The organism is Plantibacter sp. RU18, from assembly GCF_050613355.1.
Taxonomy (GTDB): domain Bacteria; phylum Actinomycetota; class Actinomycetes; order Actinomycetales; family Microbacteriaceae; genus Plantibacter.
Map to the genome: position 1 here is coordinate 4,631,685 of NZ_CP159618.1, position 18,788 is coordinate 4,650,472.

Annotated in this window: 16 protein-coding genes; 5 read left to right on the forward strand and 11 right to left on the reverse strand. The window is 68.1% G+C overall.

The annotated features are described in order from the left end of the window. Positions 1-7: 7 nt before the first annotated feature. Both ABMA10_RS22000 and ABMA10_RS22005 read right to left on the reverse strand, forming a co-directional pair. On the reverse strand, positions 8-454 hold the full coding sequence (locus tag ABMA10_RS22000) for a Fur family transcriptional regulator (protein ID WP_347868909.1): 447 nt from the start codon (positions 452-454) through the stop codon (positions 8-10). A gap of 183 nt (positions 455-637) precedes the next feature. Beyond that, the gene (locus ABMA10_RS22005) at positions 638-1,249 is read right to left on the reverse strand and encodes a TetR/AcrR family transcriptional regulator (RefSeq protein ID WP_347868908.1); all 612 of its coding nucleotides are present in this window, start codon (positions 1,247-1,249) and stop codon (positions 638-640) included. A 113-nt stretch (positions 1,250-1,362) separates the two neighbouring features. On the opposite strand from ABMA10_RS22005, the gene ABMA10_RS22010 reads away from it, so the two are divergent. Both ABMA10_RS22010 and ABMA10_RS22015 read left to right on the forward strand, forming a co-directional pair. Then, positions 1,363-2,136: a lysophospholipid acyltransferase family protein gene (locus ABMA10_RS22010; protein ID WP_347868907.1), complete on the forward strand. Its 774-nt coding sequence runs from the start codon at positions 1,363-1,365 to the stop codon at positions 2,134-2,136. Between the two features lie 111 nt (positions 2,137-2,247). Next, positions 2,248-3,132, forward strand: a complete 885-nt coding sequence (locus ABMA10_RS22015; protein WP_347868906.1) for a hypothetical protein — start codon at positions 2,248-2,250, stop codon at positions 3,130-3,132. A 40-nt stretch (positions 3,133-3,172) separates the two neighbouring features. Here ABMA10_RS22015 and ABMA10_RS22020 read toward each other — a convergent pair whose 3' ends face one another. Continuing rightward, positions 3,173-4,255 carry an alpha/beta hydrolase gene (locus ABMA10_RS22020; RefSeq protein WP_347868905.1) on the reverse strand — a complete coding sequence of 361 codons (1,083 nt, stop codon included), beginning with the start codon at positions 4,253-4,255 and terminating at the stop codon, positions 3,173-3,175. A 196-nt stretch (positions 4,256-4,451) separates the two neighbouring features. On the opposite strand from ABMA10_RS22020, the gene ABMA10_RS22025 reads away from it, so the two are divergent. Together ABMA10_RS22025 and ABMA10_RS22030 are read left to right on the forward strand one after the other, a co-directional pair. After that, a complete protein-coding gene (locus tag ABMA10_RS22025; protein ID WP_347868904.1) occupies positions 4,452-4,625 on the forward strand; it encodes a CsbD family protein in 174 nt (57 codons plus the stop codon). A 97-nt stretch (positions 4,626-4,722) separates the two neighbouring features. Then, positions 4,723-4,986, forward strand: a complete 264-nt coding sequence (locus tag ABMA10_RS22030; RefSeq protein ID WP_347868903.1) for a GlsB/YeaQ/YmgE family stress response membrane protein — start codon at positions 4,723-4,725, stop codon at positions 4,984-4,986. 69 nt (positions 4,987-5,055) lie between these two features. On the opposite strand, the gene ABMA10_RS22035 is transcribed toward ABMA10_RS22030, so the two are convergent. The 6 genes from ABMA10_RS22035 to ABMA10_RS22060 form a co-directional block, all read right to left on the reverse strand. Further along, positions 5,056-5,607: a type 1 glutamine amidotransferase domain-containing protein gene (locus ABMA10_RS22035; protein ID WP_347868902.1), complete on the reverse strand. Its 552-nt coding sequence runs from the start codon at positions 5,605-5,607 to the stop codon at positions 5,056-5,058. 109 nt (positions 5,608-5,716) lie between these two features. Then, positions 5,717-6,661 (reverse strand): J domain-containing protein, encoded by a 945-nt coding sequence (locus ABMA10_RS22040; protein ID WP_347868901.1) that lies wholly within the window; start codon positions 6,659-6,661, stop codon positions 5,717-5,719. A 103-nt stretch (positions 6,662-6,764) separates the two neighbouring features. Continuing rightward, positions 6,765-9,725, reverse strand: coding sequence for a helix-turn-helix transcriptional regulator (locus tag ABMA10_RS22045; protein ID WP_347868900.1), 2,961 nt, complete (start codon positions 9,723-9,725; stop codon positions 6,765-6,767). A gap of 58 nt (positions 9,726-9,783) precedes the next feature. Continuing rightward, the gene (locus tag ABMA10_RS22050) at positions 9,784-10,050 is read right to left on the reverse strand and encodes a hypothetical protein (RefSeq protein WP_347868899.1); all 267 of its coding nucleotides are present in this window, start codon (positions 10,048-10,050) and stop codon (positions 9,784-9,786) included. Between the two features lie 255 nt (positions 10,051-10,305). Continuing rightward, on the reverse strand, positions 10,306-11,838 hold the full coding sequence (locus tag ABMA10_RS22055) for a DUF7059 domain-containing protein (RefSeq protein ID WP_347868898.1): 1,533 nt from the start codon (positions 11,836-11,838) through the stop codon (positions 10,306-10,308). A gap of 55 nt (positions 11,839-11,893) precedes the next feature. Then, positions 11,894-15,481: an efflux RND transporter permease subunit gene (locus ABMA10_RS22060; RefSeq protein WP_347868897.1), complete on the reverse strand. Its 3,588-nt coding sequence runs from the start codon at positions 15,479-15,481 to the stop codon at positions 11,894-11,896. 261 nt (positions 15,482-15,742) lie between these two features. On the opposite strand from ABMA10_RS22060, the gene ABMA10_RS22065 reads away from it, so the two are divergent. Beyond that, positions 15,743-16,123: a hypothetical protein gene (locus ABMA10_RS22065; protein ID WP_347868896.1), complete on the forward strand. Its 381-nt coding sequence runs from the start codon at positions 15,743-15,745 to the stop codon at positions 16,121-16,123. A gap of 12 nt (positions 16,124-16,135) precedes the next feature. Here the strand turns inward: ABMA10_RS22065 and ABMA10_RS22070 are convergent, their stop codons facing one another. Further along, complete coding sequence (locus ABMA10_RS22070) at positions 16,136-16,708, reverse strand: hypothetical protein (RefSeq protein ID WP_347868895.1); 573 nt, start codon at positions 16,706-16,708, stop codon at positions 16,136-16,138. Between the two features lie 9 nt (positions 16,709-16,717). Then, on the reverse strand, positions 16,718-18,745 hold the full coding sequence (locus tag ABMA10_RS22075) for a primary-amine oxidase (RefSeq protein ID WP_347868894.1): 2,028 nt from the start codon (positions 18,743-18,745) through the stop codon (positions 16,718-16,720). Between the last annotated feature and the right edge of the window lie 43 nt (positions 18,746-18,788).

Genomic DNA, 18,788 nt, shown 5'->3' on the forward strand with positions numbered 1-18,788 from the left:
AGCGGCGTCAGACCGTCACCACTTGGCAAGCGGGACACAACCCCCAGAAGGTGATCTCCGCGGCCTCGATCGTGTAGCCGGCCGCATCGTTCGGGTGCAGGCAGGGTGCCGCGCCCGTCGTGCAGTCGACGTCGACCACCGCTCCACACGAGGTGCAGACGAGATGGTGGTGATTGTCGTCGACCCGGAGTTCGTAGCGTCCGGGGTGTCCGTCGGGCTCGATACGACGCACGAGTCCAGCGGCCACGAACGCGTTGAGGACGCTGTAGACGGCCTGTGGTGACGTCTGCGGTGCCCGTGGCTTCAGCGCCGCGACGACCTGCTCGACGTCGGCGTGCGGAGTCTCGGCGAGAATCTCGAGGACGGCGAGCCGGCCGGTCGTCACTCGAAGACCGGCTGCCCGGATCCTGGCGTTGAAGTCGGCCCCTACCGCCTCCAGCACCGTGTCGCTCATGCCTCCACCGTAGCCAGTTGTTTTGAATTAGTCAAAGTAAGGACTCTCTTTCGCGTTCTGCCCCGCAGTTCTGATCAACACTAATATCAGATATGAGCAAAGAAAAACGGACGCCCATCCAGAGCTCGAAGGCACGCCGATGAGCGCTGTGGAGCACAGTCGGATCGCTCGCGAGGTGCGCGACTAGAGTTCGACGGTCAGCAGCGGCCGCAGAGACCGCCGGGTCTCCTCCGCCATGTCGACCGAATCGCGGTCGAGCAACCATTGCAACTGCAGGCCGTCCATCATCGCGATGAGCATGCGTGCTGCGCTGCTCGGATCGACGCCTTCCGCGAGCTGACCTTCACGTGCCATCACCTCGAACGACACGGTCATGCCCTCGATCAACCAGCTGTACCGGCGCACGAAATGTGCGTGCGCCGGGTGATCCGGCGAGGTCGCCTCAGCCGAGAGCACGCAGTGGAGCTCAACCAGACCGGGGACCTGCATGTTGTGCTCGACGAGCCGCACCAGCCCCCGGATGCCCTCGATCCCGCTGCCGATCTCGATGCCGGACGCCTCACGATCTCGATCGTCACGGAAGTCGAGGACGGCGGCGAGCAGTTCGTTCTTGTTCGAGAAGTGGTGCAGGAGGCCGGCCTGGCTCATCCCGACGCGTTCGGCGACCTCCCGCAGCGAACCGCTGCGGAAGCCCTGTTCGGCGAAGACGTCCATGCCCGCCTCGAGAATCTCGCGGCGGCGGGCCGCCGTCTTCGCGTAGCTGCCCCGTGTGCGGACCGTCTCCGTTGCCGTCATCCAGCGATCGTATCGCGGTCGGCCAGACAGGGCCCGGGACGGCTCTGCACGACGGAACCAGCCGCCTGCGTGCCCCGAGGGTTTCCTCAGCTGTCTGTCATACGGTGTGGGCCATGAGACGCCCTATCGAGCCCGTTTACGACACCGCTGTGGGCGTCGGACGCTCCTTGTTCGGCTTCTGGCGCCTGCGCCGACATGTCACCGGCCTCGAACACCTGCCCGACGAGGGCGGGGCGGTCATCGCGATGACCCACTTCGGGTATCTGGAGTTCGCGCTCGTCGAATGGGCGACCGTCCTCCACAATGGCCGCCACATCCGTTTCATGGCGAAACAGGGTGCGTTCGACAAGCCGGTCGTCGGAAGCCTGCTCCGGAGCATGCGTCATATCGCCGTCGACATGCGTGCGGGCGGCGCAGCGTACGCGAACGCCATCAGCGCGCTCAAGAGCGGCGAGCTGGTCGGTGTCTTCCCGGAGGCCGGCGTGAGCGCGTCCTTCACCGTGCGCGAATTGAAGTCGGGCGCCGTCCGCCTGGCGCAGGAGGCCGGCGTGCCGGTCATACCCGTCGCCGTCTGGGGCGGACACCGGCTCCTCACGAAGGGCCACAAGGTCCGCTTCCGCGAGCGCTTCGGCGTACCCGTCCACTTCGCGTTCGGCGAGCCGATCGTGGTGGGTCCCGACGACGACGTCGCCGCTGGCACCGACCAGTTGCGCGAACGACTCCAAAGCATGGTCGCCCAACTGCAGTTCGACTACCCAGTGGACGGGACGGGTGCCTGGTGGCAGCCACGCTCGCTCGGCGGAACGGCCCCGACGCCCGAGGAGGCCGCCGCGGCCGACCTGGAGCGGGAGCGACGACGTGAGGCCCGTCGGGTCACCTCTGACTGAACGGACGCCCGACGCCGACTATCCTGTGGAGGTGCCACCTCTGACCTCGACCACCACGCTCGCGGAGCGCCGACGCCCCGCCACCCGCCTCGCTGCATCGGCGGTGGCCCGGTGAGTCGCGGCTGGAACGGCTTCGTCGCGAAGTCCGGGTGGATGCCGAAGTCATGGCGCGAGCGCGCCGAGCGGGCCCTCGCCGAGGACCAGGCCGAGACGACGACGGGCGTGCGCCCCGAGTCGGCGGTGTCCTCTGCTCCGGAGGTCGAGCCGAGCGAACTGGTCACGCCGAGCCCCGCAACGCCGAGCCCGACGCCCCAGGGCACCCCGACGCCCGCCGAGCCTGCGGGCCGAGAGGAACCGACCGAGGCGGCCCCGCCCGATGTCGCCGTGCCGCTCGTTGATCCGGTCGCCTTCCCGGTCACCTCCGCGGCACCGATCATCCCGCTGAGCATCGCGATCACCGACTTCGTCCTCGCGGACGACTCCGTCATCGGCCCGGCCTCGGTCCTCGACAACCTCGAACTCACGAAGGCCGCCGTCACCCGTGTCGCTGCGGCGATCCTGGACACGGAGGGGCCTATCGCGGTCCCTCGATTGGTGACGATCGTCGCCCGCCGGTTCGGCGTCGACCGCCTCGCCGAGGGCTCGCGCACCGAGCTGTCGGCGCTCGTCACCGAGGCGTTCGTCGTGCAGAACGGCTTCGCGTGGCCGGTCGACCTGGACATCGTCACCTGGCGTGGCGTGCGTCGGGTCGTGCACCGCGATCACCGTGCCATCACCGACATCAGCCCCGCAGAGATCTGCAACGCGATGGAGCTCGTGCTCGCCGCCAACCCGGAACACGAGGTCGACCGCGAGCAGTTGCCGATGCAGGCGGCTTCTGTGCTCGGCTACGGGCGGCTCGGCGAGACCGCTCGCCGTTGGCTCGATCTGACGCTCGCCCAGGCGATCAACCACGGCCGACTCGTCGAGGACGGCGACCGCATCCGCCTGCCCTGAGCGCCCTCCGGTTCGGCGGGGAACGGACGACGGGGCCGGACTACGGGACCGGCGGGCCCTGCTGTCCGTACGGCAGGCTCGTGTCGGTGACGCCGTCGATGAAGGCGTCCATCCGTCCGAGGTTGAACCGGCCCTGATCGTTGAGGAGGAACTGGTACTCGTGCTCGAGGCCCGGGCGGAAGTCCGGATTGAAGATCATCGATTGCACGTCGACGCCGAGTCCTTGCAGCTTGTCCTTGAATTCGACCGACTGTGGGTACAACGGATCCCAGTTTCCCACGGTGATGTAGGTCGGGGGGTATTTCGCGGTGAGGAAGTCGACGACGGACGCCGACGCCACTTCCGGCTTCGTCTTGTAGTCGCGTGCGCCGAAGTACGACCAGAGCACGGTGTCGAGGAACCAGCCGAAGGACCCCTCCGCGTTGACGAGACTGAGATCGTAGGCTCCGCACGCGAGCATGACCCCCGCAAGCTGGTCCGGCCGGATCGGCGCCTTGATCTTCATCGAACTGGCGTACTCGGAACTCGTGATGACGTTCGCGACCTGTGCGGCGATCTGCGCGCCGGCTGAATCGCCCGCGAGGATGAGCTTGCGGGAGTCGACGTTGAATGCGCGCGCATTGGCCGCGAGGTAGCCGAGCGATGCGGAAACCTGCTCGATCGGGAGCGGATACTGGCCCTCCGGCGCGATCGTGTACTCGACGGAGACGACTGTGTACCCCTCACCGGCGAGCACGCGCATGTAGTTGGAGATGAGTTCCTTGCTGCCGGAGATCCAGGCACCGCCGTGGACCCAGACGATCGTCGGCAGGGCCGCACCACTGCCGCGAACGCCGTCGGGGGTGTAGACGTCGAGCAACGCGTCCTCGTCGCCGGAACGGTAGGGGATGTCCCGCCTCACGTCGACTCCGTCGGGGACCCACTTCTCGAGGTCCGACTGCACGGCCTTCGCCCGCTCGTCGAATGCCGCGCGGATCACCATGGAGCCCGGCCACGGCGTCAGCTGCAGCCACACGACGATGACGAGGGCGATGGCGAGGATGGCGCCGATGATGGAGAACATGACGTTCCGCACGACCCGGACGAATCGGGAGAAGCCGCTGCGTGGACGATCTGACGTCAAGCGATTTCACCTCCCGGCGGGTCTGGACGGCGGCGCTGCCTGGGGGAACACGAACCTCCAGTCTCGCATCCCAGGCGGGCCGCGCAACCGCCCGCAAACTTTTTGAAGCAATTCCGTGACGAATCGTCGGGACGCCCCGTCCTACTTCATGACCGGATATCACCACCGGATTTCACCGTACGCGAAGGAGAACCCCATGAGTGCATCGGACAAGATCAAGAACGCCGCTGAAGACCTCGCCGGCAAGGCGAAGGAAGCGGTCGGAAACGCGACCGACAACGACAAGCTCGTCGCCGAAGGCAAGGCCGACCAGGCCAAGGCCGACGCGAAGAAGGCCGGCGAGAATGTCAAGGACGCTTTCAAGCACTAGTCCTCGGGATACATTGGCTACCCCCGCGCACCCGCGGGGGTAGTTTCACGATCGAGTGGCACCCCGCTCGATCCAGCAATCACATTTTGGAGACATCATGAGTTTTCTCGGCTTCCTGCTGCTCGGCCTCATCGCCGGCGCCATCGCCAAGGCCATCCTTCCCGGCAAGCAGGGCGGCGGCTGGTTCATCACGCTGCTGCTCGGTGTCGTGGGCGCGCTGCTCGGCGGCTGGCTCGGCGGCCTGCTCTTCGGGGTGAACCTGCAGGAATTCTTCTCCCTGCAGACCTGGTTGCTCGCCATCGGCGGCTCGATCGTCGTGCTGCTCATCTACGGCGCACTGACCCGCAACAAGAAGGCGTAGTCGCCTCCGCACAGCACACGAACGCCCGGTCCCGCTTGGGGGCCGGGCGTTCCTGCGTGTGGGGTGGGATCAGGCGTGCTGTCCGGCGTGCTCGCCTTCACCGATCTCCTCGACGAGCTTCGCGTTGAAGGCCGGGAGGTCGTCGGGAGTGCGGCTCGAGACGAGGCCCTGGTCGACGACGACCTCCTCATCGACCCAAGAGGCTCCGGCGTTCCGCAGGTCGGTTCGGAGGCTCGCGTAGCTCGTCAGTTCGCGTCCGCGGACCACATCCGCCTCGATGAGGATCCAGGCGCCGTGGCAGATGACCCCGACTGGCTTGCCCTGCTCGAAGAAGGTCTTCGCGAAGGCGATCGACGCGTCGTCGAGCCTGAGCTGGTCCGCGTTCACGACTCCTCCCGGGAGCACGAGCGCGTGGTAGTCGTCTGCTGAGGCCTCCTGGACGGCGACGTCGACGGGCTGCACGTGCCCGTTCTTCCCGGTCACGTCCTGCGTCGCGGGGGAGACCAGGCGAGCTGTCGCGCCGGCGTCCGACACGGCTTCCCATGGACTGGTCAGTTCGCTGTCCTCGTAGCCGTCCGTGAGCAGGAAGGCCACCTGCTTGCCGTTGAGTTCTTCGCTCATCGTCGCTCCTGTCGTTCAGTGTGGCGACACCGTCCGGCGCCGCGTCAGCGACGATACGCTTCGGTCGCCGATGCCTCCGCACCCTTGCGCCGACCGCGAACGGGGTTGCTCAGACGCCGACGAAGCGGATGGTCTGCTGGAGGCGTGTACGGATGTCGAAGAGTTGGTTGCCGCCCATGCGATCGATGCCGGGGAGGCCGGTCCGCAAGAGGTCTGCGAGGCGGGAGCGCTCGACGAGCACCGTCACCGGGTGACGACGGCCGATGAACTCGACCGACTCCTCCACGGCACCGTCGGGGACCACGATGATGTACGCCGTGAACTTGACGCGAGCCGCCTTCGCGACCGTGCGGGCCGAGCGGACGATGGAGCGCACGGGTTCCTCACGCAGGCCGAGCGTCTCACCGACGATCTCGCCGCGGTGCACACCCACCTGCCCGCCCCAGTCCTCGGACTTCAACGCGAAGAGCCCGGTCGGACCGAGGACGACGTGGTCGACCTTCGCCTCACCCGGCGCCAGGACGTCGTGCCAGACCGTGTACCCGATACCCAGGGTCGCGACGGTACGCGCCGTCTGCTCCTCGGCGAGGGCGTTGGCCAACTGGTGACGGATCTCCCGAGGGGCGGAGCGGACGAGCTTCGGATCGTACGGGTCGTCGAGCGGGACGCCCCGACCGACCCACTCGCGGATGAGCCCGAGATAGACCTCTCGGGAGTCGCCGCCCGGATGCCCGTAGGCGCGCGCTCTCGGCCGGGAGTCCGCGCGCTGCGTGCCCGACCGACCCGTGGACGATGCCGACCAGGTGTGCTCGTCCTCGTCGTCCGAGTCGGGAGTCGGGACGTTGCGTCCGCGATCGTATGCGGCGCGGTCCGCCACGGTTCCGACGCGCTCCCACGCGATCTGCACCGCATTGAACTGCCTCGCGCTCCCACCGAGGTCTGGGTGGGTCTCCCGCATCAACCGCCGATACGCCTTGCGCAGTTCGTCCTGCGACGCCGTCGTGCTCACGCCGAGCACCTCGTACGGGCTGGCTGAGAGTGGGCTCTCCGGCATGGAGGGTGGTCGCTTTCGTCGGCGGTGTCGGTCTATCCAACACGGGAGACTACCGCGACCAGCTGGCAACGGGCCCACATAGGCGTCGTCCGGTCGCCCGGCGTCACGTCAGGGTCTCGACCACCGGAGCGGGGAGAAGCCCGGCCTCCCGTGCACGCATCGCGGCCTCCGTGCGCGTCGCGGCACCGAGCTTCCTGAGGATCGCCGACACGTGCACGCTCACGGTCTTCGTGCTGATGTAGAGCCGTTCACCGATCCTGCGGTTGCTCAAGCCCTCTGCAACGAGCACCAGGACCTGACGCTCCCGCGTGGTCAACTCGACCGAGCCGTGTGCACCACGCTCCCTGGCCCGTCCGTCGAGCACGAGGGAGGCCCGGGTCGCGATGGCTCGTGCCTCGTCCAGCACGAGTCCTGCTCCGAGCACGGTGGCCTCAGCGATCGCGGTCTTGAGCGCCTCCTGCGCACCCGAGCGGTCGCCTGCGGTCAGGCGAGCCTCAGCCAGCCGGAGCACCGTGTAGGGCGCGAGCACCGCTGGCGCGAACGACCGGACCGCGACCGCACGGGCAGCCTCCCATCGATCGACGTCGGTGCCCGTGCCGTCCTGGCCGCTGAGTTCGGCGTCGATCATCGCGCTCCACAGCGGGGCGGTGGGCCAGAACTGCTCCTGGGCGAGCAGCCGTCTCCACTGGGCCTCCGTGTCGCGGAGCTGCTGGAGGCCCAGGCCAGTGAACGCACCCTCGTCGGGGGCCAGCGTCCCTGCGATGTGAGCCGAACGCACCCGTGCCAGGACCCGTGCGGCGTCGGCGAGCGCCGGGAGGTCGTGGGCGGGCACCGGACGATGGTCGGCGGCGCTGAACACGGCCGTGCGCATCCAGGCCTCGGCGAGGTCACCTACCGCCAGACCGACCTGCATCCCGACCCTGGCGACACCGAACCGTGTCTGCACCTCCAGCTCGGCCAGTGCGAGCATCGACTTGCGCCACCGCCGGTAGAGCGATGCAGCGGTCTGCGGGTCACCGCGCCACACGGTGAGCAGCACGAGCGACTGGCGCAGATACGTCGAGAACGCGAGCGGTGGCTGCAACGACAGGGCGCGCTGCAGCGTCTCCTCCGCCTCGGTCCAGCGTCCGAGCGCGAGGAGCGGATCGACGGCGTTCGACGACAGGATCAGCCCCGAACTGCGCTCGACACCCAGGGCCTTCGCACGCGCGACCCCTTCGAGTGCAGAGGCGAGCGCCTCCTCGTACCGACCGAGCAGGTTGGACATGTCGGAAGCGTTGACCCGATACCGGAGGGTCGCGCTCCCGTCGCCATCCGCCAGCTCCGAGGCCCGAGCGAGCATGGCCAGACCCGCCTCGAGGTCACCGCCGTGGATTCGAGCGATTCCACCGATGTTGGCGGCGACGGAGGCGTTCCGTGCGGATCCGGTACGGAGCGCCTCCTCGGCGGCCTGGTCGGTGAACTCGATCGCTCGTTCCAGCCGGCCGAGGATCATGTGCCTGGCTCCAAGACTGGTCAGGAGTACTCCGCGCAGCTCTCCGGGTGTTCCCGGAGGGACTCGCTCGAGTGCCTGGTCCAGCAGTTCCACCGAACCCGGCCGGCCGAGGTTGGCAAGGTAGAACGCCTTGTCCCGCAGCAGCTTGGCCTGTTCGATGTCGTCGCGAGGCTCAGGGATCGCGAAGACCTCGTCGACCATGGCGACGGCGCGATCCGTCCAGCCCGCGTTCCGCAGCGCACTCGCAGTGCGCCGCATGAGTTCTGAGCGCGATCGCCCGACCACGTCCCGGGCGTCGGGAACGTGGTCCCAGAGCTCGAGCAGACGCTCACCCAGCTGCGCCTCCGTACTGTAGGCGAACGCGGCGTGCGCCTGCTCCATCGCCCGTACCGTGGCGGGGAACGCCCGGCCGAAGTCGCGCGCCAGCATCCAGTGGTGCGACACCTCGGCCGCCACCGGTTCCGCCCCGGGGGTTGCTTCGAGCGCGTCCGCGAACCTCGCGTGGAGTCGCGTCCGTTCGCCGGGCAGCAGGTCGTCGTGGATCGCCTCACGGACGAGCGCATGACGGAATGCGTAGGTGTCGGCGTCCGCGATGAGCACGTTCGCTTCGATCGCTTCCCTCACGCCGAGCTCGAGCGCCTCCACCGGGCCGTCGAACACCCCTTCCAGGAGGGCGTGTTCGACCGACACACCACCGGCCGAGATCGCTCGGAGCAACTGCTGCGTCCGTCCGGGGAGGCGTTCGTATCGCGCGAGCAGGAGCTCGCGGAGCGTCGCCGGAAGCTCTTCGCCTCCGGCACTCTCGTCGAGCCCGAGCAGTTCTTCGACGAAGAACGGGACCCCCTCGCTTCGCGCGTACACGCGGTCGATCTCGAGCGCGTCGATCGAAGCACCACGAATGGCGACGGCTTGACGGAGTACGTCGCCGCGGCTCAACCGCTCCACCGTGTGTCGCGCGACCCGCCTGGTGCGGTCGAGCTCGGTCAGGAACCCGCGTACCGGATGGCCGCGTGGCACGTCCTCGCTGCGGAAGGTGAGCAGGATCATCACTCGATCACCGGTGAGCACCCGGATGAGAAAGGCGAGGAGGCTGAGCGTCGCACCGTCGGCCCAGTGGATGTCCTCGATCGCGACGACGATCGGTTGCTCCCTCGAGTTCGACTCCAGGAGGACGGCGACGGTCTCGTGGAGTCGACCGACACCGCCGTCCCGGTGCTCAGGAAGGTCGGCGGAGAGCGATGGTAGGAGCGCGCCGAGGGAGTCCCGACCAGGCCCGGCCGCGTCGAGCACCGCTTCGATCCCGCGCTGCGCGACGAGAGCCTTGAGCACTCCGGAGACGGGCGCGTACGGGGCTGCCACATCTCCGAGGTCGACGCACTGACCCGTGAGCACGAGCGATTCGGGCTGCACTGAACGGAGGAACTCGCTGAGCAGTCGCGTCTTGCCGATCCCGGCTTCGCCTCCCACGATGATGGCGCGGGTCTCGCCTCCGACGACCGTGTCGAACACGGCCTGCAGAGCCTTGAGATCGGGTTCGCGGCCGATCATCGTGGGGCTGGTCGCAGGCATGCTCACGACTCGATGTTCCCATGCAGCACCGACATCCCGAGCGGAGGCGTGCGCGCCGTCAGCGGTGCGCCGAGACTGGCGCCCGATGGGCGTCGACGGCCTGATCCGTGCCGCGCAGCGCCTCCCTGAACGCACGTCCAGCACGGCGAAGGCGGCGCACCAGCGGCTCTCGGGCGGTGCGTGGACCGGGTTCCGCCGCAGCGCGCTCACACAGCAGGTCCAGGTGCCTGCGTCGCCGTTCGAGCTCACGCAGCAGCTCCTGCTCGGCGAAGCGCGCCGTCTCCACGGACACGACCGGGCTACGGGTCGCACTGGTGATCAACATGGGATCCTCCTCATCGCGCGCCGCCGGTGCAGCGCGATCGACACCCCTCACCGTCCTCCCTGAGGCACCCTCCTCGCCTCGGGCATCTGCCCTATTTTTGCCGCACAGCTCTGCGACCGGGAAGAGGTGTATCACCGACGAACACCGTCTGGTGTACCGCGTCGCAGAGGACGGCATCCTGATCGCCCAGGCGCACTTCTACGACGAGTAACTCGACGGCGCTTCGCGGGATGACCCGTCGGGGCGATCCGTCACTCAGTTCGCAGGGAGGAGGATCGCGTCGTCGAGGAGGTCACGGACGCGGGGGAGGAGCTCTGCACGGAGGCCCGACGCATCGACCTCGACCAGCTGGGCGATCGCGTCGATGATCACGCCGAGGGAGAGCTCCCCGTCGCACGCGCCGACGAGGCCGGCGAGACCCGTGTCGAGCCCGATGGATCGTGCGAGCCCGCCACCCTGTCGCAGCTGCATGGCCGTGGGATCCTCGTCGCCCGGCCAGTAGTGCCGCTCCTCCGTCACATCACTGGCGATCGTGACACGCTCACGCAGCAGCGCAGCGTCGTCCAGGGCGGCATGCCAATCGTGTGCCGCCAGGCACATCGCCAGGTGCGCGCCGAGACCCGAGGCGTTCGACCCGGCCTGGCCGTGGAGTCGTTCGAGACGTCGCATCGGCTGCACGGAGTCCGTCCGACGGAGCAGCACGTACCCGAAACCGACGCCGGAGACCGAGCGGGTGGCGAAGTCCTCGAGCCAGGCGGCGGCCAGACGCTCGAAATCGGGTGTGCCCTGCCTGGTGCCGCCGTCGCGGATCCAGGTCTCGGCGTACTCCGCAGGGTCCTGCACCTCACGCTCGATCACCCAGGCGTCGACGGCTTCCTCGCTGCCCGCGATCCAGCCCGCGACGCGCTGGAGGCCGTCGGCTCCGTAACGGTACTCCCAATTGCCCAGGAACTGGGCGATGCCGTGTTCCGTCAGATGCGCTGCGGCGTCTCGGAAGACGGACTCCACGAGGGCATCACCGACGAGACCGCCGTCGCGGTACTCGTAGCTGGGCACCCCCTCGAGTCGCGGTGTGATCACGAAGGGCGGGTTGGAGACGATGCGGTCGAAACGCTCGCCGGCCACCGGCTCGAACATGCTGCCGAGCCGGAACTCGATCGTGTCGACGCCGTTGATCCCCGCGTTGAGTGCAGCGAGTTCGAGCGCGCGCTCGGAGATGTCGGTCGCGACGACACGGTCCGCGATCCGCGACAGGTGCAACGCCTGGATACCGCAGCCCGTGCCGAGGTCGAGGGCCGATCCGATCCGCTCGGGCAGGATGATGCCGCTGAGCGTCATCGATGCGCCCCCGACGCCGAGCACATGCTGTTCTCCGAGCTCGTGACCGAGCGCCAGTTCACCGAGGTCGGAGGCGATCCACCACGAACCGCTGCCGTTCGCATCGACCCAGGCATACGGTCGCAGGTCGAGAGCGGGGAGGACGGGGCCGTCCGCCGCGACGGTGACGAGCCCGAGGGCGACCGCGCCGTCGAGCCCGAGTGACGGGAGGGCGAGGGACGCCGCCTCGGCATCGGACGGCAGGCCGAGGATGAAGAGGCGCGCGAGCGTCGCGATCGGTTCCTCGCCCGTCGTCCGCCCACGTGCATCAAGCTCTCGGACGGCCACGACCCGGTTCGAGCGGTGCAGAGCGGCATCCGCAGTCTCGCCCCACAGACCCCGCACCCGCTCCACGGTGTACGACGCGGCAGAGAGGTCGGAACGGAGGTCATCGATCAAGCGCTGGTCCACGCCCACCAGTGTGACAGCTGCGGGCGGAGGGGGTCACCGCCGCCCGCAGCCGTGCTCAGCGTTCCGACGCCAGGATCGCGTCGAGGTCCTCGGCTCCGTCGTCGGAGCGCTCGGACTCCGTCGCGTCGCGCTCGGCGGCCTTCGCCTCACGCTTGCGCTCGCGCTTCGCCAGGCGTCGCTCGCCCCGGCGCTCCAGCAGCAGGTACAGCACCGGCACCAGGATGAGCGTCAGGAGCGTCGAGGACACGAGTCCGCCGATGACGACGATCGCCAGCGACTGCGAGATGAACACGCCGCCTCCGGTGAGGCCGAGTGACATCGGGACGAGCGCGAAGATCGTCGCGCATGCCGTCATGATGATCGGCCGCAGACGCAGTCTCGCACCGTGGATGACCGCGTCGTCGATGCTGTCACCGCGCGCACGGTACGAATTCACCAGGTCGATGAGCACGATGGCGTTCGTCACGACGATGCCGATGAGCATGAGCAGACCGATCATCGACGGGATGCCCAGCGGCGTCCCGGTGATGAGTAATGCCGCGATCGCACCGGTCGCCGCGAACGGCACCGACACGAGCAGGATGAGCGGCTGGAGGAGGCTGCGGAATGTCGCCACCATCACGATGAACACGAGCACGATCGCGATGAGCATGGCGAGTCCGAGCTGCGCGAAGGACTCCTCCTGGTCCTGTGCCACACCGCCGATCGTCGCCGTGACCCCACTCGGGAGGTCCAGGTCGTTGAGCCCGTTCCGGACTGCCAGGGTCGAAGCGCTCAGGTCGTCGCCGGTCGTCGTCGCGGACACCGTGATGGTGCGCACGCCGTCGATCCGGGTGATCGCCGCTGCTGCCTGCTCTTCGACGACCTGGGCGACCGTACTGACGGGGATCGGCACGGCGCTGACGTTCGCGAGGTCCTTCTGCGCCTGCTCGAACCGTTCGGCTTCAGCCTGCTGTGCCGCTGCGTCGTTCTGGGCCTCACTCATCGCGGTCAGCTGTTCGTCGAGTGCCGTGATCGACGACTGCACCTGGGAGATCGCCTCGCTGAGGCCGGCGAGCTGTGCAGCCCGCGCCTCGTACGCCTGACGCGCCGCCTCCTCCTCGGGTGTCGTGGGCGTGACCGGCGGCACCTCGACCGGCGCGGCCTGGAGCGCGCTCAGCTGGGCTCGGAGCGCGTCCAACTGGGATGCCGCGGTGCTCCGAGCATCCTGCAGTTCCGAACGCTGCGTCGACGCCTGGGAGGCGGCCTCGTCCTTCGCGCGTTGTGTCGCCACATCCTGTTGGGCGGTCAGGAGGTCGGTCGCGGTCTTCTGCGCCGCCGCCTGCTGCAGCGCGCTGACCGGCAGCGGGAGCGCGGCGATCTCCGCGGGCGTCGTCCCGACGCGCTGTGAGCGCACGATGATGTCGCGCGAGGAGCCCTCGAGGATGACCGAGCCCATCGGCGTGCCACGCAGGGCGTCCGCGATGGCCTGACCGACCTGCTCCTGCGTGAAGCCGTATCGCGCCGCTGCATCACGATCGACGTTCACCTTGAGCAGGCCCTGCTCGTCGGCCAGGTCGCTCGTCGCGTCGCGCAGACCGTCGGTGTCGGCGAGCATGTCCTGCACAGCTGCTGCGCCGGTCGCCAGGGCCGCGGGGTCCTCACCCTGCAGCGTGACCTCCATGCCCCCGCCACCGGTGGCGAGACCTCCACCGGTGTCGCCGACGGTCACGGTACCCACGTCGTCGAGCTTCTCGACAGCATCGCGGATGGCCTTCGAGACGCCCTCCTTCGAACTCTCCTCGCCGAGCGTCGCACTGATCTTCGCCACGTTGCTCGAGCCGTCCCCGCCGACCGTGGTCAGGTACCCGGAGACGCCTGCGGTCTTCGCGAGCACAGCTTCGACCTCTGCGGCCGCGTCGCTCGTGACCGCGAGACTCGTCCCCTCCGGCAGTTCCTGCGTGATCGCCACGCTGTTCTCGCCGCCGATGTCGCCGAGGTAGTCGGTCTTCAGGAAGCCCGCCGAGACGACCGTCCCCGCGAAGACCAGTGCCGCCACGAGGAGCGTCACGACCGGACGCTTGAGTGCTGTGCGCAGCACGGGCAGGTACGCGCGCTGCAGTTTGGAGTACGCCTCGGACTCGTCCTCGACCGGCGACGCCCCGGTGTCGTCGCCTGGATCTGCGGTAGCGCTCGAGCTGCGCATGAACCAGTACGCGAGTACCGGGACGATGGTGAGCGACACGATGAGCGAGGCGATGAGCGCGACCGAGACGGTCACGGCGAAGGGACGGAACAGCTCGCCGACGGTCCCTCCGACGAAGGCGACCGGCAGGAACACCGCGACGGTCGTGATCGTCGAAGCGGTGACCGCTCCGGCGACCTCGCGGACCGCCTCGACGACACTCGCCGTGGTCATCGGTCTGCCGGTGTGCCGTCGTTTGATGTTCTCGATCACGACGATGGAGTCGTCGACCACCCGGCCGACGGCCACGGTCAGGGCGGCGAGCGTGAAGATGTTGAGCGAGTAGTCGCCGATCCAGAGTCCGATCATCGCGATGAGGAGCGACAGCGGGATGGACACGGCGGTGATGATCGTCGAGCGGATCGACAGCAGGAACACGAGGATGACGATGATGGCGAACAGCAGCCCGAGCCCACCCTCGACGGAGAGGTCGTGGATCGATTGCTCGACCATGGGGGACTGGTCGAAGACGACTGTGAACGCCGCTCCCGACCCGAGTTCGCGTTCGAGACCGGGCAGCGCGTCGCGGATCGCGTGCGCCAGCTGGACAGCATTCGCCGAGGGATCCTTGAGGATCGTGAGCGACAGCGACGGGAGTCCGTCGGCACGGGCGATGGAGGTCTCCGCCGCCGGCACGAGTTCGACGTCGGCGACCGCGGAGAGCGCGAACGGCCCGTCCTGGTGCTGGATGGGAAGAGCCTGCAGCTCAGCCAGCGAGCCGACGGCCGAACCGACCTCGATCGACAGCTCCTTTCCCGCGTCGACACTCGTTCCCGCTGCGGTCACTGCGCCACTCGCCTTGACGGCCGCCATGACCTCTTCTGCGGTGACCTTCTTGGCCGCGAGGTCGGTCGGTCGCATCGTGATGACGAGCTGGGTCGCGTTCTCGCCCGCGAGGTCCACCTGACGCACACCGTTGATCGCGCGGAGCGCGGGGACGACGACCGACTCGACGCTGTTCGCGAATTCACCGGATTCGTCCTCCGAGGCGACAGCGAGCTGCAGCACCGGGATGTCGTCGCTGCTCCCCGCGTAGACCTCGCTCGTCGAGTCGTTCGGCAAGGTGCTCTTCAGTCCTGCGAGGGCACTGCGGATGTCACCGACGATCTTCTCGTCGTCGAGGCCGAAGTCCCAACTCACCTGCAATGACGTCGAACCGCTCACCGAGGTGGATGTGACACCGGTGACTCCCTTGACGCTCTGCACCGCCCGCTCGACAGGTTCCGTGACCTCGCGTTCGACGGAAGCCGGAGAAGCCCCTGGGTAGGTCGCGACGACCACGGCGCCCGGCTGCTGCACCGACGGCAGCAACTCCTGTTTGAGCGAGCCGACGGCGAAGAGGCCGAAGGCGACGATGGCCGCCGTGATGAGTCCCACGATCAGTCGGTTGGCGAGGCTGAGCCTCGTGAGGAATGACATGGGAGCGGCTGGCCTCTCGGTCGCGGAGTGGGCGCGGTTCGCCCCACCCCACGCTACGAAGCCGGGTGCACCGGCACATCAGCAGGGCGATGGAGATCGGTCGGCACCTGCATCCGCCGAACGGACGAGTCGAGTGGTCCTGCAGTACCAGTCGGACTCGCGCAACCATCCGCTCTTCACGACGCCCATGTCGGATCGGGGGCGTACCCTTGATAACCGAACGCGCGCCCCGGCCGTGCGTCGCCGGAGCGAGGAGGGTGCATGGATCTGACAGCCGTCGACCTGCCCAAACTTCGCCGCGACGCCCACCTCGAGCGCCAGTCGATCATCGAGCATCGAGCTCGCGACGGTGAGGACCCGTGGGACTTCCTGCCGTCCATGCCGACCGTCGACGAGCTCGTCGTCGCTGTCCTGCGAGACGACGCCCTGCACGACCGCGGACTCGCCGCACAACACGCGATGGCGCGCCTTGCAGGGTACTCCTCGCTGGAGGACGCCCAGGATCACAAGGACAACGCCGACCACCTCGAGTACGAGGTGCTGCGCGAGATCGCCCAGGTGCATCCGGAGCTGACGCGCGCCGTGTGGCGCATGTCGGGCAAGGTCGCACGGCCGCCATGGGAGGGCGACGACGCCGACTAGCGCGACGATGGGTCACATCGCCGCAGCGAGGCCCATGGCGACGATCGAGGCGGCCATGCTCCCGAGCTCGACGGTGACGAGTCGCCGTCGAGCTCGGGCAGCGTCGACCGCCAGTCGTGCGCTCAACGCGAGGTATCCGGCGATTGCCCCCGCGATCAGGACTCCCGCGAGAGAGATGCCGCCGAGGTGATGCGTCGATGCCGGTATGTCGTTCTCGGCATATACCGTGTTCGACGCATGACCTGTCATCGCACACACCAGGGCGGCCATGATCAAGAGGCCGCCGGAGGTGTGGACCACCATCGCAGCGCGGTGGCGGAGCGCGAACGGATCGGACGCGACGCCGGGGCGGCGTGCGGATGGTCTCGCCACGCGCAGGCGGACCGCCGAGACGACGGCAAGGATCATCAGGGCGCATGCCCACAGCAACGGGTGGATGACTCCCGCGCCGCTCGCCAGATCGAGCATCGCCGCCAGCATCACGATCGCGGAGCCGAGATCGATGACGCCCCGACGACCGCCGACGGTGCAACACGCACCGAGGGCGGCCGGGAGGAGGGCCCCGAGATGGAGGACTTCGGTCATGATCAGACGTTAGTGACCGTGGGCACTGTGATCGACGTGTGCGTGGCCTTCATGCGCTGAGGTCCCCGAGTCGTGCGCGTGAGAACAAGCGACTGCCTCGTTCGGCGGGACGTTCAGTGTGGGGTTCCTGCCGAAGAAGCCGTAGGGCTTGAGCGTGAACCGTGCGTAGTCGACGGGCATGACCGGCCAGTCCTCCGGTCGCGGGAAGTGGGTCGGTCCGAACGTGTGCCAGAGCACGATGTCCTCGCCGTCGATCGACTCGTCACCCTCGATGAAGCGCGTGATGCCGTCGCCACCGGGGTTCTGATGCACGAAGTCGCCGGCCGCGTACCGCTCAGCAGGGTCGTACTTCGTGACGAACAGGTGCTTCGTGGCGAACTCGGCGCGCTTCGCGATGGATGACGACTCGTCGGCCATGAGCGTCGGCGACTCCTGCGGGTACAGGACATACCCCGTGGGGCGACCGAGACGGTTCGTCTTCTCGGTGTTCACGATGTGCCACGCCCGCGCCGACGAGCCGTTCGCCACCCGTCCGGACTCCCCTTCCGACGTCAGGCGCGTGACCTGCTTCGTGAATGCATTGCCGTGCTCGTTGCCAGGGCCGATCGGCACGCGCACCGCGTCGACCTCCTCGACGGCGTTCGACAGGCCGTCGACCATCATGTCCAGTCGTGCCGAGAACAGGTGCTGGTGGTACGGACCACCGAGGCCGGGAGCGACCTCCGAGGCATACGGGTAGTCGTTGCCGTCGTCGAGGCCAGGGTAGGCGGACGTGAACAGGATGCCCGTCAGCTTCGACTCGCACTCGATGGTGCCGTCGAGGTACAGGTACCAGTAGAAGCCGTAGTCGTAGTTGCCGACGGTGGTGAAGAAGGAGATGACGAGGCGTCGCGAGCGACGGACCTCGTTCGATCCCGTGTACAGGTCGGAGTGCTTCCACAGGGTGCCGAAGTCCTCCTCGTGCATGCAGATGCCGTTCTCGATCGTGAACGGGTTGCCGAGTTCGTCAGCCAGCACAGCGTCGAAGTATCTGATCTCACCGACGCAGTCGCAGCCGAGCGCGAGCGAGTTCGTGAACCGGCCGAACAGGTACTCCCCCGTGTCGAAGTAGTTCTGCCAGAACCGCACGGGGGAGGGATCGCCGTACGGGACGAGCATCTCGTTGATGGAGGCGCGGTAGATGACCGGTCGCTCCTCGCCCGCGTCGTCGAAGGACAACTGGCGGAGCACGAGTCCCTCGCGGACGTCGAAACCGACCTGGAATCGCCAGTTCCCCCACTCGACGAACTCGCCGTCGACCTGGAAGCTGGGTCCCTCCGGCTGGGTGATCACGATGGGCTTGAGGCTCGACAGCGGCAGGCCCTGGATCGCCGGGTCGTCGAAGTTGCCGGGCTCCGCCGGGATCGCCAACGCGGTCGCGTCGACGAGGCGGGTGATGGTGCGGGCTGCGGTGTCGACGTAGGCGCTCAGGCCGTCGACCGGGTGGGCCCATGGATGGTCCGCCGGATAGTCCTGTCGGAAGGCGAGCACCCGCACGATGCGGCGGCCGACCTCCTCCGGGAAGTCGTAGTACCCGGCCGACAGCGGAACGACCTTCACCTCGTCGACGGTGCAACCCCGGGCGGCGAGAGCGGCGATCCAACCCTCGTCCTCCGCGACGATGTCGGCGATCGCGTCGAACTCCTCGATGAGGATCGGGAGCTGACCTCGGGACCCGTCGAGGACGACCGTGCTGACGAGCGTCCCGGCGCCGATGGAAACGATGTTGTCCGTCGACCGTCCGGTGGCCATGTCGAGCAGCATCACGCGAGCGAGCCGCTCAGGCAGAGCGCCCTCGCCGGCCTGCCACGCGAGGACCTCGCGCTTGTGCGGCTCCTCGAGGCCGACGTAGGCGAAACGCGTCGTCTCCGTGAAGTCGGGGAGCGCGGTCACGGTGTCGCGGATCCTGTCGAACTCTGTTGCCGTCAGGCTCGCGAGTGGGTGCAGCGCCGGGGCGGAATCGCCGTCGTCGGTGATGATCGGGTCGGTGATGGTCATCGCAGTACTCCTGGTTCGGTGTTCGTGGTGCGGAGGTGGGTGG

Bases quoted from the DNA above. Each gene is read 5' to 3' on its own strand.
- ABMA10_RS22005 (WP_347868908.1), bottom strand. From the start codon at position 1,249: ATGACGGCAACGGAGACGGTCCGCACACGGGGCAGCTACGCGAAGACG.
- ABMA10_RS22075 (WP_347868894.1), bottom strand. From the start codon at position 18,745: ATGACCATCACCGACCCGATCATCACCGACGACGGCGATTCCGCCCCG.
- ABMA10_RS22010 (WP_347868907.1), top strand. From the start codon at position 1,363: ATGAGACGCCCTATCGAGCCCGTTTACGACACCGCTGTGGGCGTCGGA.
- ABMA10_RS22000 (WP_347868909.1), bottom strand. From the start codon at position 454: ATGAGCGACACGGTGCTGGAGGCGGTAGGGGCCGACTTCAACGCCAGG.
- ABMA10_RS22050 (WP_347868899.1), bottom strand. From the start codon at position 10,050: ATGTTGATCACCAGTGCGACCCGTAGCCCGGTCGTGTCCGTGGAGACG.
- ABMA10_RS22065 (WP_347868896.1), top strand. From the start codon at position 15,743: ATGGATCTGACAGCCGTCGACCTGCCCAAACTTCGCCGCGACGCCCAC.
- ABMA10_RS22025 (WP_347868904.1), top strand. From the start codon at position 4,452: ATGAGTGCATCGGACAAGATCAAGAACGCCGCTGAAGACCTCGCCGGC.
- ABMA10_RS22040 (WP_347868901.1), bottom strand. From the start codon at position 6,661: ATGCCGGAGAGCCCACTCTCAGCCAGCCCGTACGAGGTGCTCGGCGTG.
- ABMA10_RS22035 (WP_347868902.1), bottom strand. From the start codon at position 5,607: ATGAGCGAAGAACTCAACGGCAAGCAGGTGGCCTTCCTGCTCACGGAC.
- ABMA10_RS22070 (WP_347868895.1), bottom strand. From the start codon at position 16,708: ATGACCGAAGTCCTCCATCTCGGGGCCCTCCTCCCGGCCGCCCTCGGT.
- ABMA10_RS22060 (WP_347868897.1), bottom strand. From the start codon at position 15,481: ATGTCATTCCTCACGAGGCTCAGCCTCGCCAACCGACTGATCGTGGGA.
- ABMA10_RS22030 (WP_347868903.1), top strand. From the start codon at position 4,723: ATGAGTTTTCTCGGCTTCCTGCTGCTCGGCCTCATCGCCGGCGCCATC.
- ABMA10_RS22045 (WP_347868900.1), bottom strand. From the start codon at position 9,725: ATGCCTGCGACCAGCCCCACGATGATCGGCCGCGAACCCGATCTCAAG.